The sequence below is a fragment of the Erythrobacter sp. NAP1 genome, assembly GCF_000152865.1.
In the GTDB taxonomy this organism is placed as follows: Bacteria; Pseudomonadota; Alphaproteobacteria; order Sphingomonadales; family Sphingomonadaceae; genus Erythrobacter.
In genome coordinates, this window is the sequence record NZ_CH672390.1 from 2,018,415 (window position 1) to 2,033,589 (window position 15,175).

The following is a 15,175-nucleotide window of genomic DNA, read 5'->3' on the forward strand; positions in this document are numbered from 1 at the left end:
AAGGCGGACACGGAGAAGAAGCATGAGAAAGCAAACCAACCGGATTATGGCAGTCCTGATGGGGCTTGCATGGATCGCCTCGCCGCAGATCGCGACCGCCCAGAGTGAAGATGAGGTTGCTGCGCTCGACGCGCAATTGCCGGGCGACCTCGTGAACGATCCCTCGCGCATAGACTGGCAAAGCTACGGCGCTGATCTCAACGCGTCTTCAGTGGTTGACGAGAGCATTCCTGGCGGCGGCGCGGCGCGTCGTTTCGAGGTCACCCGTGCAGCGGAGTTCATCTACACTGCCGGGACCAACATCCCGCTGACCGAAAGCGTTTCGCGAGGCGATACAGTGACTGTCGGCTTTTATGCCCGCACCATTTCCGCCGACACCGACGATGGTCGCGGTGTCGTGCGGGTCCGTTTCCAACGCAACGTCGAGCCGTTTCCCGGTTTCGGCGAGGAGACGCTGAGCATCGGCAATGACTGGGAATGGTACGAAGTCACCGCCAGTGCCGAACAGCGCCTTCGATCGAGCGACGGCATTATCGCGCTGCAATTCGGTCGCACACGCCAGACGATCGAGATCGGCCAGGCGATCGTCGTGACCGGCGCTGAGACCATCGCGGCGACTGGCCCTGCGACGCTCGCCCCGGTGGTCTACGAAATCCCCGAACTCGAAATGCCCGAAGCGCTCGAGGACGCTGGTCTTCTTATCAACGACCCAAGCCAGTCGGCATGGAAGTTCGGTGGTTCGACCGGGACTTTCGAAAATCGCGCCGAAAACGAAATCTGGATGATGCGCGCCACGCGGTTCGCGGTCGATGATCCGGCATCGCAGCTGACCGATATCGCCGCGACAATCCCGATCACCCGGACGATCAAGGAAGGCGACGACCTCCTGATCGCAATCGCCGCTCGCACTGTCAGCGCCAGCACCGAAGACGGCAAGGCAGTCGCAGCCACGCGCATTCAGGGCACCCTGCCCCCGTTCGAAAGCTTCGCCTCGAACCGCTTCCGGATCGGCTCCAACTGGCAACTCATCCGGATCGAGACCAAGGCCCCGCGCGACTACGGCGCAGGCGGCGCCGAGCTTGAGGTCTATTTCGGCGGGACCGCGCAGGAAGTCGACCTCGGCCCTGTCTATGTCTTCAAGACGGGCAGCGGGCAGTAATCAGGCGATCCTGCGCGCTTCGCCTGTCAGATCTCCCGATCCGGTCATCCGGTCGAGGCGTTCAAGCTCCTCAAGCAAAAGCGGCATCACATCGCGGCTCGCATTGCGACCGATGAAGAGGTCCATGTGGCCGTAATCGGGCACAATACGCTGGCGATAAAGCTCGCTGCCATTGTGCTCGGTCAGCCAGACGCGCGTGCGCTGTCCGCTTTCGGGATAGAAGATCTGGTTGGTCGCGCCTGACAGGAAGGTGATCGGCAGCGCGAGACGCCGCGCGGCGTCTTCGTCGGTGTAGATAGCCTTGCCGTCGGCGTTCACCGCCAGCCCCTTGTGCATGATATCGCCCAGGTGTTTGAACGGTGAAAGCGACACGCGGCTGAACATGCTACCCAAAGCGAGGTGCGTGTCATGGCCAAGCTGGCGATGATCCCAACTTGGGCCAAAGGTGCCAAAGACACGACGACAAGTCGGGTTCTTGCACTCCTGGCCCTCCGGCACGGGCAACTGATAGGCAACCGCGTCGATCTCGTAGTCTGCCTCGGTCCCCTGGCTCACGAAGTCCATGTGCCCGTCGAGCAGGGAGATCTCTCCCAGCGCTCCAGCGATACCCAGATCGGCCTTCATGTAGTTGAGCCAGTCGGTCACAGGGTGAAGCGTCAGCTGCGAACTGATGAGCGAGCGCACGTGGCTCACCCAGCCCGCACCGATGCCCATCAGCAGGCTCATTGAGCCGACGCAGTGAGCGAGCGCCTGCACGTCGGCAGCGCCAGTAACATCGCGGATCTTTGCAACAGCCGCGGGCCAGTCGTAGCGCGCGATATCGTCGATGTTGAACTCGGGCGGATGCTCGGTGTCGTTGCCGGAATCTGCGCTCGCGCGGTAGTCGAACAGCCACACGTCGTATCCTTGCGCGACAAGGCTTTCGCTGAGGTTTTCATCGACCGTCGGCGTCGCAAAGCTCGATGCGCGCACCGAGAAACCGGGCGCGAGCACAATCGGCCCCCGCGAGCCGCCGCGATAGCGGGTAAGGCCGATATTCACGCCGTCGCCGGTTGGAACGATATGTCGCTCGGCGCTCGGCAAGCGTAGGTTACGCAGCTTGAGCTCGGCTGCGTCCGACTTTGCGAAGTCGTTGAGCGTCGCCAGCATGCCGCCATATGCGCGGAACACCGTCATCGCGAAGAACCCGGCGTATTTCGCGACGAAGAATGTCTCGACCGCCTTCTTCGCACGCGGGATCAGCCCGACGATGTGGCCGACCAGCGTATCTGCATCATGGACGGTGATGGTCGTAAGCTGACGCATGAATTCGTCGATGCCCAGCTTGAGCACCCCGCGCCCGATCAAATCGCCGCTTTCATCCATTCCATGACGCAGTGTCACGAACAGCGTGGTCAGGTCGGTCCAGGGATCGGACTTGCTAGTGCCCGAGCCGCGCTGTTCCAGCGTTTTGAAGCCGTGGAAGAGGATCGGTCCGTCCGGACCCTCCAGCACCATGTCGTAGAGCATTTTCCAGCTCTCCGCCTTGTCGGGATCGGCAACCAGCAGGCGGAAAGTGCCTTCGCGCACCGGCAAGGGGTCAGGAGCGATCGCGCTCACAAGCACCTCGCCAGTGATCTTTGAGCGATGTTCGCGTTCCTCGATCATGCGGTGCAGGTTTTCGGTGGTGACAGTCAGCTTGAAGCGGCACTCGCCGCCCTCGGCCTCGCCCCATGCCGCGCCATTGGCATAGTCGTCGCGAATACGCTCGACATGGCCGTACGGGCGATGGTGGCAGCCGGTTGCGCTGATGTGCCCCGACATCGTTTCTGTGAAGGAAAGACCAGGGCTCATCGCTTCCGGATGGTCCTTCACCAGTTTGCGGATCGCGGCCTTGCCCTCTTCGATCGCACCGTCTTCGAAGTGCTTGCCCGCTTTTGTCACGGCATCGGCGACCGGCCCGATCGCATGACCTGCCACCCACTTCGCGATGCCGAGCTTGAGGTGTTCGTGATGAGGCAGCGGCTTGTGTTCGCTAATCTCCTCTTCTTCAGTCACCGGCGGCGGCAGTGCGGATTCCTTACCTAGCGCATAGTCGATGGTCCAGCCTTCGCGCTTTGCCATTTTTTCGACAGCACGCTCAGCCACGGCGGTGATCGTCAGCAGCGGGTTTACGCCCACGGCGCCCGGAAGCGCCGCTCCGTCGCAGACATAGAGCCCGTGATGAACCTCGCGACCATCAGCGCCCGCGAAGACGCGGCAGGTGTCATCGACGACGCCGGAGGACGCATCATCGCCCATGCCGCATCCACCGATTGGGTGGACGGTGATGAGCTTGCGGCCAAGCTTGTCCGACCAGAGCGGATCGGAGAAATACTGCGCCTCGATGGCCTCCGCCGCCTCACGCATCTTGTCATCGTCGTGGCGGAAGGTCTGCTGCTCGCCGGCATGTGCCCAGTTGATCGTAATGCGGTCGTCTTCGAGAGCGAGCGAGCCGCCCGTGTCGTCGACGCTCATTACGAGATAGGTCTGCGTGCGCGACATCGGGCCCTTGTAGGCCCAGTCAGCGATGCTGCCCGGATCGGTCTGCACCGCCTCGCCCATCGCTTTTGCGTCGAGCAGGCGTGGTTTCACCTGATCGAAGCCGAAGCGCGTGAAGCCATCGGCCAGCGCCTCTCCGAAGAAGAACGCAGGACCGAGAGCGGCCGCGATAATACCGGGAGCAGCGCCCTCTTCGATCACAAGGCCTTGCGTCACATCCTCTGCATCGCGCATGTCGATAATGCCGGTGATGCAAGGGCCGGGATAGGCTTCTTGGCTCACGTCATTCGTGCCGACGCCCAGCGCATAGATCGGCTGAGCGGTGACGACGTCGCCGTCCTTCCGGGTCTTGTAATAGCTGTCATAGGCAAAGCCGAGCGCATCGCCGTTGCCCGAGAAACGCTTGCCGAGATGATCGGAGAGCGAAAGCCCCTTCTCGCGCGAACGCAGCAATATCTCGGTCGACCCGATAGCGCCTGCGCCCAGCACAACATGCTCGGCAGTGATCGACGTTACCTCGCCGGTCGAACCTTCCGCGTTGTGTTCGACATGGACGCGCCATTGCTCGCCATCGCGCTCGATCCACAGCACCTTGGCCTGCGTCAAGATTTCAGCGCCGTGATTTGCCGCATCGGGCAGGTAATTCATCAGCGTGGTATTCTTCGCGCCGACATTGCAGCCCGATGTGCAATCGCCGCAATTGGTGCAGGCAGGCTGAGGCACGCCGAACTTGTTGGTCTTGTCCTCAAACGTGACGTTGATCGGCGTCTTGTAGAAGCGCTTGCCCATCGCCTTGGCCGAATGCTCCAGCGCATCGAGCTTGCCGAGCGCGGGGTAGGTATCCGGGTAAGGATTAGGCGAAAGCATCTCGCGCGCGCGTTCGTAATAGACGTCGATTGCATGGGGGTCCTCGCGGAAAGCCGCCGGCCAATGCGCCTGGTCGAGCAGGCGTTTGTCGAGTTCGAGCGAGACGTTGGCGTTGATCAGCGATGTTCCACCAAGCCCGCAGCCGACGAGCGCGTATTGGTCATCGTTCACGTGGACTTCGAAAAGAGCATCAGGCGAACCGATCCGACCACCTTTTGCGTTGAACTGCATAGCGCCCTGCGCGTCTTCGAGCTTGTTCGGATATTCACCGGGGAGGATCTCCTTGCCGCGCTCAAGCACGCACACATCCTGTCCCGCCCGCGCAAGGCGCGAGGCTGCGACGCCTGCGCCATAGCCAGAGCCGACGACGAGGACGGTGTAATGCGATTTCGCCTCGGCAAGCGGTTTGGCGATACGTTTCTGGCCGTAATTTGGAACTGCCTTGGTCATTCTGCTGCCTCCCGCAGCTGTGCGTTGGAGCGATCGAGCAACAGACGGGTGCGCTTTTCCGCCTCTTCGATGATGCGGGCGTGGACGAGGCGCGAAAAGTCGGCCCAGCTTGCTGAAGCGCGGTCCACGGCCTGCGATGCATCGTCGACGAGGCGGCTGATGCGGCCGCTTCCCTCGACCCGCACAGGGGCGATGGTGCCGTCGGTGGGATCATTGAACAGCCGCAAGGATGCGACTTCGAGCGTGTCGGACACCAGCATCGCTGCACAACCCTGCACCGGCATCAGGGTCGGCTCATCAAGCACCCAGCCTCCGGTGTTGAAGACCGCGACGGGCAGGTCGAAGCCGTCGACCTTGAGCTCGTCCTGAAACGGCTTGTGGGTGTGCCCGAAAATGAAGGAAAGCTCGCGCGGGCGGCCAGGTAGCTCGTCCTCCATCGCTTTTGCGAGCGGGGTGCCGATGTACCAGTCAAGATCGTCGACCTCGTCTGCTCCGAGCACGTGGCCGTAGCCATCGCGCTGACGCTCTGCGGTGCGACCCGCGGTGATGTCGATGCCTGCACGAATTAGGTTGTCGAGGGTGACCCCGTATTTGAGCGGCATCTTGGGATTGATGCCCATTTTGGCATGGAGACCGCCCGTGATCCGGCGCGCGAGACCCTCTGCGAAATCGTGGCTCGCGCCAGCGCTCAACATGGTTTCGTAAAGAGAGCCGACCTCGCCGCCGACATCGCCAGCACTTCCCAGATCGGACCACAGGAAGTCGATCCACGGACCGTTTTCCTGTTCCAGCTGGCGCATGGTCGAAGGGCGCGCATCGCTATCTTCGAGGAAGCCGCGCACATTCGAGAGCGACCGGTACATGCCGTCAAGGTAATGGCCGTGATGCATGACCACCGCGCGTCCGCTCTCACGGTCCGACAGACCCCAGTTCGGATAGGCAATCCTGACCGAAGCGCCCTCCAGATGCGGACGGTGCGCGATCAGCGATTCCATCAGGCGGCAACGATGGCGCGGCGTACCGAAGATCGTCGTGACTGCTTCAAGGTCACCCGGCAGTTCGCCGCTCTGGAGCGCGGTCACGAAGCCGTGATCCTGCGCCATGCGCCACAGGTGATGGTCGTGATTGCCTGCAATGTAGATGATCTCGCGCTGGAACAGCTCGGGCCCATCCTTGGGAAAGAAAGCGTCGAGCAATTGCAGGAAGCTCTTCGACACATCCCCGAATGGGGAAAGACCAAGGTCGAGCGCATCGCCAAGCAACACAAGCTGCGGCTTTTCGCCTTGCATGGTCTCGCCGATCGTAGCGGCAAAGGCGCGCAGAACGTCTGACGGGCCATCGGCAATCGCGCCGGTGACATCGACATGGGTCAACAGGCTATCGCGCGCGCCGAGGTGGATGTCCGAAAGGACGACGTGACGAATGCTCATTTCGTGTTCTCCAGACATGCGTAGAAGGCGTCGCGAACGATCTTCTCGCGCGGGTCGTCCCATTTTCCGGTGCCAAGCTGGTTGGTGATCCATGCGTAGGAGACCCCGTCTTCGGGGTCGCAAAAGGCCAGCGAGCCACCGACTGCAAAGCTGCCAAAGGCGCTGCGCGTACGGGCGAACTCCCACTCGCTGAACGGTTTTTCGAAACCGTAGGAATAGTACATGTCGGCGGTCAGGATCTGGTCCTTCAGACCCTTGCGAGGGTATGGATGCCCCTGCTTGAGCGTTGCCATGACTTCAGGCGTGACCCCCAGCATGTCGCCGCCTTGCGCAAACGCATCGTAGAGCGTCGCGAGACCGCGCGCCGACGCCATGCCGCCAGCCGCCCCCTGCCCGACGCGCCAGAACGCTTCGTTATCGAGCGCGCCGGGCCCTTCGAGCACCAGCGGATTGTTGAGCGTGCGGAAAGCGAGCGTTCCCGGCAGGCACATCTTAAAGGTGAGCGGCCAGGGCATCGTGGTGTGATGGATGAAGAGGTCCTGCATCCCGAACCCTTCGATCCGCGCGATGCGACGCCGGTCGAAATCCTCAGGCAGCCCCACAAAAACGTCAGCACCGAGCGGCTGTGCGATCTCTTCGTTGAAGAACTCAGGCAGTCGGCGTCCCTGAGGATCGCGGCGGTGGATCAGTTCGCTGGCGATCCAGCCCAAAGTGTAGGCGTGGTTCCCCGAATGGTCGCCTGGCGTCCAATTTGGTTTCTGACGCGCTATCGCGGCACAAATCGCCTCTTCATCGCCGAGACGTTCGACCGTCAGCTTGTAGTCTATCGCGGCAAGGCCAGCCTGCTCGGACAATGCCTCGCCGACCGTCACCGCCCCTTTGCCATTGGCTGCAAATTCGGGCCAGATATCGGCGACCGGTTCGTTATAGGAAAACAGACCACGCGATACGGCCACGGCGGCAGCAATGCCGGTCAGACCTTTGGTGAGTGAGTAAACCAGTGCGACCGTGTCATTGGTCCATGGCCGCGCTCGCTCGACGCTTTTCCAGCCGCCCTGAAGATCGACCACAGGTTCGCCGCGGTGCATGATCGTGCAAGCTGCGCCCAAGGCGCTTCCCGAGATGATTGATGCTTCGAAAGCGTGGGCAACAGGCTCAAACCCATCGGCCACGAAACCGCCGATCCCCGCCCGCAAATCACCGCCCTGCACATCGGCGTGCAGAAACGGGCTGCTTGATAAATGCATAATGCGTCCCCGTTTTCGCGATGACAGAACGCCTCGCGCCTCGTGAACAGGGCTAGGGGAGAATGGTTAATTGCGAGTTAGGGGCGTTTACCGAACCGATCTATTCGACCTGAAAAGTCAGCCGCAATTTACTTGCCGAATACATTAAAGCCCAATTTTCAGCATAATTCTGTTCTCGGCAGACAAGTATTGTTTGACGCAATCCGTTAGGCGGGCAGCGCGAGATGCTTGGCTCCGTAGACCGCCTGCCAGCTCTCAATTTCCTCCACCACGATATCGTCGATCGCGCGCACGAGGTCAGAGGTCACATGGTAGGTAAGGCGCTGCTCGTTGCCATCGAGGAGCAGCTTGATCCGCTCCTCAACATCGCCCAGTTTCGCGGCCGTCACGCGGGAAATCGAGGAAAAGCGCTCGAAATCGCCAAAATAGCGGATACCGGCAAGGTTCGCGCCGATAGTGGGAAATGCCACTCCGAGGAAGGTGAAAACCTTGGCCGTGGCGTAGGGCCAGTCCCGAGGAAGAACGCCGGTCAACGCGCCCAATTCGAGGAGCAGATAGACCGAGACCGAGAACACCGCGGCGAGAAAACCCCATTCAGCGGTCTTGTCTATCCGATGGTGCACCCGGTGCAGCTGCTCGGCCTTGGCCGCATGGTATTGGCGCTGACCCTGTACGTGCGGAAGCACGACGTCTGAGAGGACACGGCGAAGATAATCGCGATCGACACGGGCTTCGGGCAGTCCTGCATCGCGCAGGGCGTCTCTGACAAAGCGCTCGGGCCATTGCGCCGTCTCGCCTCTCGGCCAGCGCGCGATCGGGCGCGAGACACCCATCATCAGGATACCGGGTGCAAAGCGCAGATATTCAGCGACGCGGCGCGTCTCGAACCAGCGCCGATGCCAGGCTCGGCGTGATCCTGCGTAGGTGATTGCGAGAATGAGCACGAGCAGAACCAGCTCGGTCGATGCGAATATCCATTTATACTTGGCGAGGTCGAACGGCAGGTAAGCAATCCCGGCAATGATCGCGAGCGCCGAGAGGATGAAGTTGACCGACATCCCGCTGCGATAGGCATCGGACAATCGGCTCGACACCCCGTCAGCCCACGCAAACATGGGCAGCAGGCTGTCGCGCAAGCGGCGATGCAGATGCTGGTCTTCCCCGAGCAGTCCTCGCGTTGCATCGAGAACCGCCGAAGCTGATCCGTCCGCGATCGCTTCAGGAGATTCGTAAGCGGCCTTGGTAGTGCCCGATTTGACGGAACGCCCTCCGAACAGCGCTTCGATCTTGCGATAGAACCCGAATGCGAAACCGGGCTTGCGCCGCCACTTCTCGCGGTCAAGCGCGTCCATGCTTTCACCGTCGAGGCCGAGCGCACTTCGGATATGCGCGTCCAGCCGGTCCCTGTCGGGACCGCCACGATCAGCCCCGCGATGACCAAGTTCCTCGGGCCGAACCAGGATCGACCACCTGCGCGGCTTTGCAGGGTCGATCACCAAAACCGGCGTGCCCTGCTCCAGCGCGTGAAGTACTGTGTGCCCCGTGCCTCCTGGCAGGTCGGTCATCTTGCCGTCCCAGACCGCGATCAGGAGGTCACATCGCTCGATCATCACGCGGCCCGCCAAAGCGACGTTGTCTGATGCAAGCGCAGCAAACCGATGCGCTGCACCCTTGTCGGCGGGATCGTCGAGCGTTTGCTCCAAGACATTGCGTATCTCGTCATCGCGATCTGCGATCTCGAACACATGCGCCCGGTCCATGAGGTCGCGTATAGCGGCAGCCCGGGCTTCGACCTCAGCATCGCCAGGACGTTCGCCCTTTGCGAGAGCTTGCACATCTGCGGCGCTTTTCGCCTCTGCGTTGATTGCAAGGTTCAGCTCGGCCCCGAATGGCAGCGGCGCAACCAGCGACCAATCCCGCTCAAGCGCGAGATGGGCTGCAATTTGATCAATACCGCCCGCAAGCAGGCAATGCAGTCGAACTGCGCGCGCAGAATCGACATCTTCGCGTCGCAGGCGGTCAAAGCGATCAAAGAGGTCGGAAAGGACGTCTCGAACCTCAGCCTCGTTCGCTTCAAGTGAAGCGTTGTCGGGACGGTGTCCGGTAATCGCGAGCGCCAGATGCGGCGTCCAGGGAGCGAGCGCTTTGGGATCCATTAATGCTTCGCTTTATGCCCCTGTTGTCACCCGAAATGCACGCTGCCTGAGCAAGTGCATGCCATTCCTTACCGTCCGATCATTACCGGGCACAAGCCCGCACAGGTTGACACCCCCGAGAGCTGGGCGCAGCCTGCCCTGCAGCGGGGTAAGGATGCGAGTAATGCACCGACAAATTGCAAGCGGATTGCTGGCTGCGGCGATAGCGATGGCGCCAATTGCGGCCCATGCGCAAACATCTGGAAACGATCTAAAGCAGCCGGTCGATACGCCTATCGACAGGATCGAGTACGACCGGATCTCAACGCCCAAGGCGCCCATAGGCAAATCCGAGCAGCGGCTGCGCGATGAAGCCGCAACCTTCGCCGCGTTACAGCAGGCCTGCGAGATGGGTCAGCTCGCGTCTTGTGGCGAGCTCGGCAAAGCGTACGAGAACGGTGAGGGAACGCCCCAGAACCGCCCGATAGCGGGGATCCTAATGGATAGAGCGTGCGAGGCTGGTAATGCCCAAAGCTGCGTCGATCTTGGGCTATTGCTTCTCGCGTCACGGTTAGAGCAGCCTCGAATCCGCGCGTTCGCGTCTTTCAGCAGCGCCTGCGACTTGGGCTCGCTTGATGGCTGCGCGGAAGTCGCCCGCGCCTATCGCCGTGGTGACGGTGTCGAACAGAACGAGGCACGGGCGGGTGAACTCGTGCGCAATGCATGCGAAAAGGGCGGCGCGCTTGCCTGCCGTGACATCGCGGACCAGATCGCGTCGTCCGACCCCGCTTACCTACGCCGCGAAGAGGTCGTCTCGCTATACTCGCGCGGCTGTTTTGGGGGCGATGCACGCTCCTGCGCCGACTTGTGGAGTTATTACGGCCTCGACGAAACAACGCCCCGCCATCCCCGCAAGGTGCAACTCTTTGAACGTGGCTGCGAGCTCGGCGACGCATTGGCCTGCAAACGGCGCGGCGAGGTCGCACTCTTGGCCAACGGCGGCTACCGCGACAACCAAGCAGCGCTGCCTTACTATGATCGCGCCTGCTACCTGAGCCCGGATCGCATGTGCTGGGAGGCGAAAGCGTTGCGCCAGGAGCGGATAGAGTCCGATGCCTGTCAATCCGGCGACAATTCGGCATGCGCAAGGCTGGGCGAGATCTACGGCTATTTCGACACGCCGCTTCACGACCCAGAGCTGGCCCAGGCTTATTACGAATACGCCTGTTATGCCGGAGCCAACGAAGCGTGTGCGCAGGCGGGGCAAATGGTGTTGGATGGCCCTGGGCCTTTCGATGCCGACGCCATTTACCAAGGCATCGCCTATCTCGAGCGCGGCTGCGCGGCGGAGCACGCGTTTGCATGCTCGCAGCTTGCCGAGCATCTCGAGCGAGGCGAGATTATAGAGCGCGACATGGCTCGCCATTACGATCTGATGCTGCGCCTTTGCGATGCGAATTGGGGCAGAAGCTGTCAGGATCTCGAAAACGCCTACGCGACCGATCCCGACGCTCCGTTGACACAGGCCGGCATTCGCTACCCCGCTCCGATCGAGGAAGGCGATACCGATTGGATCGAGCCTTTCCTCACCGAGCAGGAGCGCGAAGCAAGGCGCAATCGGTGCGCCACAAGCGAGATCGAGTTTGAAGGCACGGTCTATACCGACACCGTCTGCATGCCGCAGGATCTCGTCATTGGCGGCAAGAGTTTAGAGCCGGGCGCGGCGCCCTGGCAGGCCTTGATCTGGCGGCCTGAACGAGGCTTCGGGATCGATCTCAATGAAAGTCAGCGGGTGCTGTGCGGTGGCTCGCTTATCGCAACCGGCTGGATCCTGACGGCGGCGCACTGCTTGACCGACGATGGAGGGCTGATCGAGGGTCGCGGCTACACGGTAAGGTTGGGCGTTCACGATCCGCATGAAGATCAGGGCATCTCTTTTCCAATCGTGCAGGTGTTGGATCACCCGGACTATGATCCTGAAACCTTCGCCTACGATATTGCCCTTGTTCGCTACAATCCGCGCGCCGGTCGGCGCGACGGCCCGGTCAACTCGATCACCAGCATCGCGACCGACCGCGAAACGATCGAAGACCGCGTGATCCGTCGCGGAGCGCCTGTCTACGTATACGGTTTCGGACGCACGCAGCTTGATGATGCATCGAGCACCGCATCGCTTCAGAGCGCGAGGCTGCTTCTGGAATCGCAGGCACGTTGCAACGGCATCACCCGCTTTCCGCGTGAGCAATGGAACACGATGCTATGCGCTGCCGGCCCCAATCGCGAACAGGCCTGCAAGGGGGACAGCGGCGGCCCGCTGATCACTTATAGCGACGCAGACCGGAGGCCGCGCGTAATCGGAGTGGTGAGTTCTGGTCGCTCCTGCGGCCAAACCGGCGAAGCCAGCCGTTACACCCGCGTCGCGGCGGCACGGGATTGGCTGGACGACATGCTCGGCATCCGTCCCTGAGGTCCAGCCCTCGTCGGAATCAAAAGGCCCGGTTCAGACGATCCTGAACCGGGCCTTCGAATAAGCAGTCCTGCCGCGGTTTACATCGGGTCGACAGGATTGCCGCTACCCTCGACCGGATCGGCTTCCGGAGTTTCCGCAGTTTCTTCAGCGCCCTCTTCGGCCATTTCCTCGCTGGCTTCTTCAGCCATTTCGTCGGTGGTCTCTTCAGCGGCGTCAGTGGCTTCGCCGGCACAGGCGGAAAGGGAAAGCGCAGCTGCGCCTACCAATGCCGTCAGGTATGTTTTCTTCATTATTTCCCCCTTGGAAAATCGACCCGCGACACGGCTATCACGAGGAAAGCCGCAAAAGCAAACGATCAAGCCCCGGCTCCCCTCGCAGAGGGTCAAGCAGAGGATCGTTGGTAGTAAGCAGCACGCCTGGATCGCCTTTGTCGAAAGCGCGGGTGAGCACCGCGAGAGCGCGTTCGCTTTCACCCCATTGCGCAAGCACCTGCGCCTGTTGGTAAAGCCCTGAATCGCCATAATCGGAAACAAGCTTGGAGAACGCCTCACTCGCGCCTGCCTCATCACCCAACCGTCGCCTCGCGATCGCAAGGCCGGGCAGAGCAAAGAGGTCGATCGCCTCTGCCTCGAACGCATCGCGTGCGCCGACATCATCTCCCAATGCAAGCTTGGCGGCGCCAATCGCGTAAAAGGAATTGGCAAGGCTGGGATTAAGCTCGAGCGCCTTTTCCATGTAGGCAATCGCCTGATCGAAAGCCCCGGCAAAAAGCGCGACGAAGCCAGCGCTGCGAAACGCCAATGCGTTGAGCGGATCAAGCTCGACAACGCGCTCGATCATTTGCATCGCCAAAGCCCGCTGGTTCCCAAAGGAATAGAAAGTGGCGACTGAGCGCATCGTGTCGGCATCGCCCGGAGCCAGTTCCTCAGCGCGCTTGTAGTGAGGGTAGGCGCCAGCGCGATCCATCCGGCCAAAATTCAACACATATCCGAGCGCGAGATGTCCCTTGGCATAGTCGGGTGCAATTTCGATCGCTCGCCTCGCTGCCTCAATCGACTGGTCAAAAAGGCGGCCTACCTCGTCCGGATCGGAAGCAGAGTTGGCGATAGCGGCAAGCGTGTTTGCCCTCCTTGCATGGGCTGCGGCGTATTGAGGATCGAAACCGATCGCTACGTCATATTGATCGAGCGCGGATCGCTTGATCTCTTCGCCCGGCCCCAACGCATAGAGCGCCTCACCGCGAAGGAATGCCTCGTATGCGCGCACATCTTCGGTTCCGCCGACGCCTTCCTGCTCTTCCACGCTGCTGCGCGCCGCCCTGTCGCTGGCAATGCGTGCAACGAGCGATAGGGCAACCGCCGCGGCGATCTCCTTTTGCAAGCCCAGAACATCGCTGAAATTGCGGTCATAGCTTTCAGACCATTGGACCACCCCGCCGTCCACTTCTAGCAGCTCCGCATAGATGCGAACCGTTTCGCCCACTTGCTGCACATTACCGCGCAGGATCGAGCTAACGCCCAGCGCAAGACCGATCGCAAAATCGTCGTCTCCGTCGCTTGCATTGGACGAGGTCGGAGCCGAGACCCTGAGCCGAGGATTGCGAGAGAGCGCCTGCCTCAATTCGTTGGACAGTCCATCGGAGAACCAGATCTGATCCTCGCCCCCTGTCAGATTGGCAAAGCGCAGGACAGCCATCGATAGGAAAGCATCGCCATCGCCGCTCGAAAACAGGCCCTGCTGCCACGCTGCAAACACTGCCCCCGCGCCAAGGACCCCTGCCCCCGCAGTCATTAACGCCCTGCGCGAAACGCCTTCCTTTGCTGGCGCGCTCGATACTGATGAAATAGGGGCGGGTGAGGCCTTTGGCGCAGCCATGCCGCTTTCGCCGGCATTGGCTGCGACCTGTCCGTTGATCGCGTTCACCAGTTTCGTGATTTCAGGCGCATCGGATGCCCCTGACCAGTTGCTCATATCCAGAAGCTGAATCTGTCGGAAGCCAAGAGGTGACATCGTTCCGTCCAGAGTGACTGGAACAAGGCACCCTCGCTCCCGCCCGCGTTGCGCCTCGTCGCGCACCCAGCTCGAATCGACTGACCGCTCGGTCCACAAGACGACCACACAATCCGCCCCTTCAAGGGCGGCTTCGGTCGTAGGCAGATAGTTCACGCCGCCTTCGAGCAATTGGTCCCACCAGACCTCGAAACCGTTGGCTTCGAGTATCTTGCGCAAATTGCCGGCTTGGTCGATGTCGGCGCGGGTGTAGCTCAGGAACAGTTTGGGACGCGGCGAGTGACGCGCTTCGTCTGCTGCATCGAGACCAGCCATATCCCCTCCAAGAGACCCCTTACGCGGACGAGCCTAGAGCGAGGTGTTGCCGATGACCAGCCTTCGCGAGCAGACCGGACGCATCACGTCATCTACCTTGAGGAAGGGTGGCGGTGGAGGCAGTCGATTAGCAAGTCGCTTGCACTTAGCAGGGCCGCTTTCACCCCAATACACGATCATACTATGCTGATGGGGTATTTGGCCAATTCAGTCGAGCGGTTCGATTTGTAGAATTCTCTGCCGGTTTTCGATGCCAAGATCTCACATTCATGATCGGCGGCAGCCTCAGATAGTGCGTCTCGCCTTTGGATTTACGAACACCTGATCGGCATATTCGCGCCAGTCTGCGTAGCTCTTCATGCTACTGATCCGCCTGCGCTTGATGTGGGCTACGAACTTAATGCCGAGCCTGTCCCACTAAAGCCGTAAGGACCGATGAAAAGTTTCGATGCCATGCTTGAACAGCAGGTCTTGGACGTTTTGCAGCGAGAGCGGACGCCGTAGGTAACAGTGCTAGAGTAAGCCGAGCGGCTTTCGGCGCAAATGCGCCTGCGCCGGCGTCAGTCGCGACG

8 protein-coding genes are annotated in these 15,175 nt (G+C 61.2%); 2 read left to right on the top strand and 6 right to left on the bottom strand.

Annotation, left to right across the window (positions count from 1 at the left end):
* The first annotated feature begins 22 nt into the window (after positions 1 to 22).
* The gene (locus tag NAP1_RS09535; protein ID WP_156777239.1) at positions 23 to 1,159 is read left to right on the top strand and encodes a hypothetical protein; all 1,137 of its coding nucleotides are present in this window, start codon (positions 23 to 25) and stop codon (positions 1,157 to 1,159) included.
* Here NAP1_RS09535 and NAP1_RS09540 read toward each other — a convergent pair whose 3' ends face one another.
* From NAP1_RS09540 to NAP1_RS09555, 4 genes are all read right to left on the bottom strand, one after another.
* Positions 1,160 to 4,996 carry a GMC family oxidoreductase N-terminal domain-containing protein gene (locus tag NAP1_RS09540; protein WP_007165077.1) on the bottom strand — a complete coding sequence of 1,279 codons (3,837 nt, stop codon included), beginning with the start codon at positions 4,994 to 4,996 and terminating at the stop codon, positions 1,160 to 1,162.
* Positions 4,993 to 6,426 carry a metallophosphoesterase gene (locus tag NAP1_RS09545; protein WP_007165078.1) on the bottom strand — a complete coding sequence of 478 codons (1,434 nt, stop codon included), beginning with the start codon at positions 6,424 to 6,426 and terminating at the stop codon, positions 4,993 to 4,995. Before NAP1_RS09545 ends, NAP1_RS09540 begins: the two co-directional genes overlap by 4 nt.
* Positions 6,423 to 7,673 carry a serine hydrolase gene (locus NAP1_RS09550; protein ID WP_007165079.1) on the bottom strand — a complete coding sequence of 417 codons (1,251 nt, stop codon included), beginning with the start codon at positions 7,671 to 7,673 and terminating at the stop codon, positions 6,423 to 6,425. The genes NAP1_RS09545 and NAP1_RS09550 overlap by 4 nt, the downstream gene beginning before the upstream one ends.
* Positions 7,674 to 7,879: 206 nt before the next feature.
* Complete coding sequence (locus NAP1_RS09555; RefSeq protein ID WP_007165080.1) at positions 7,880 to 9,829, bottom strand: hypothetical protein; 1,950 nt, start codon at positions 9,827 to 9,829, stop codon at positions 7,880 to 7,882.
* A gap of 163 nt (positions 9,830 to 9,992) precedes the next feature.
* On the opposite strand from NAP1_RS09555, the gene NAP1_RS09560 reads away from it, so the two are divergent.
* A complete protein-coding gene (locus NAP1_RS09560) occupies positions 9,993 to 12,275 on the top strand; it encodes a trypsin-like serine protease (protein WP_007165081.1) in 2,283 nt (760 codons plus the stop codon).
* Between the two features lie 80 nt (positions 12,276 to 12,355).
* Here the strand turns inward: NAP1_RS09560 and NAP1_RS09565 are convergent, their stop codons facing one another.
* Together NAP1_RS09565 and NAP1_RS09570 are read right to left on the bottom strand one after the other, a co-directional pair.
* Positions 12,356 to 12,568, bottom strand: coding sequence for a hypothetical protein (locus tag NAP1_RS09565; protein WP_007165082.1), 213 nt, complete (start codon positions 12,566 to 12,568; stop codon positions 12,356 to 12,358).
* Between the two features lie 37 nt (positions 12,569 to 12,605).
* The gene (locus NAP1_RS09570; RefSeq protein ID WP_007165083.1) at positions 12,606 to 14,603 is read right to left on the bottom strand and encodes a TIR domain-containing protein; all 1,998 of its coding nucleotides are present in this window, start codon (positions 14,601 to 14,603) and stop codon (positions 12,606 to 12,608) included.
* Positions 14,604 to 15,175 lie beyond the last annotated feature (572 nt).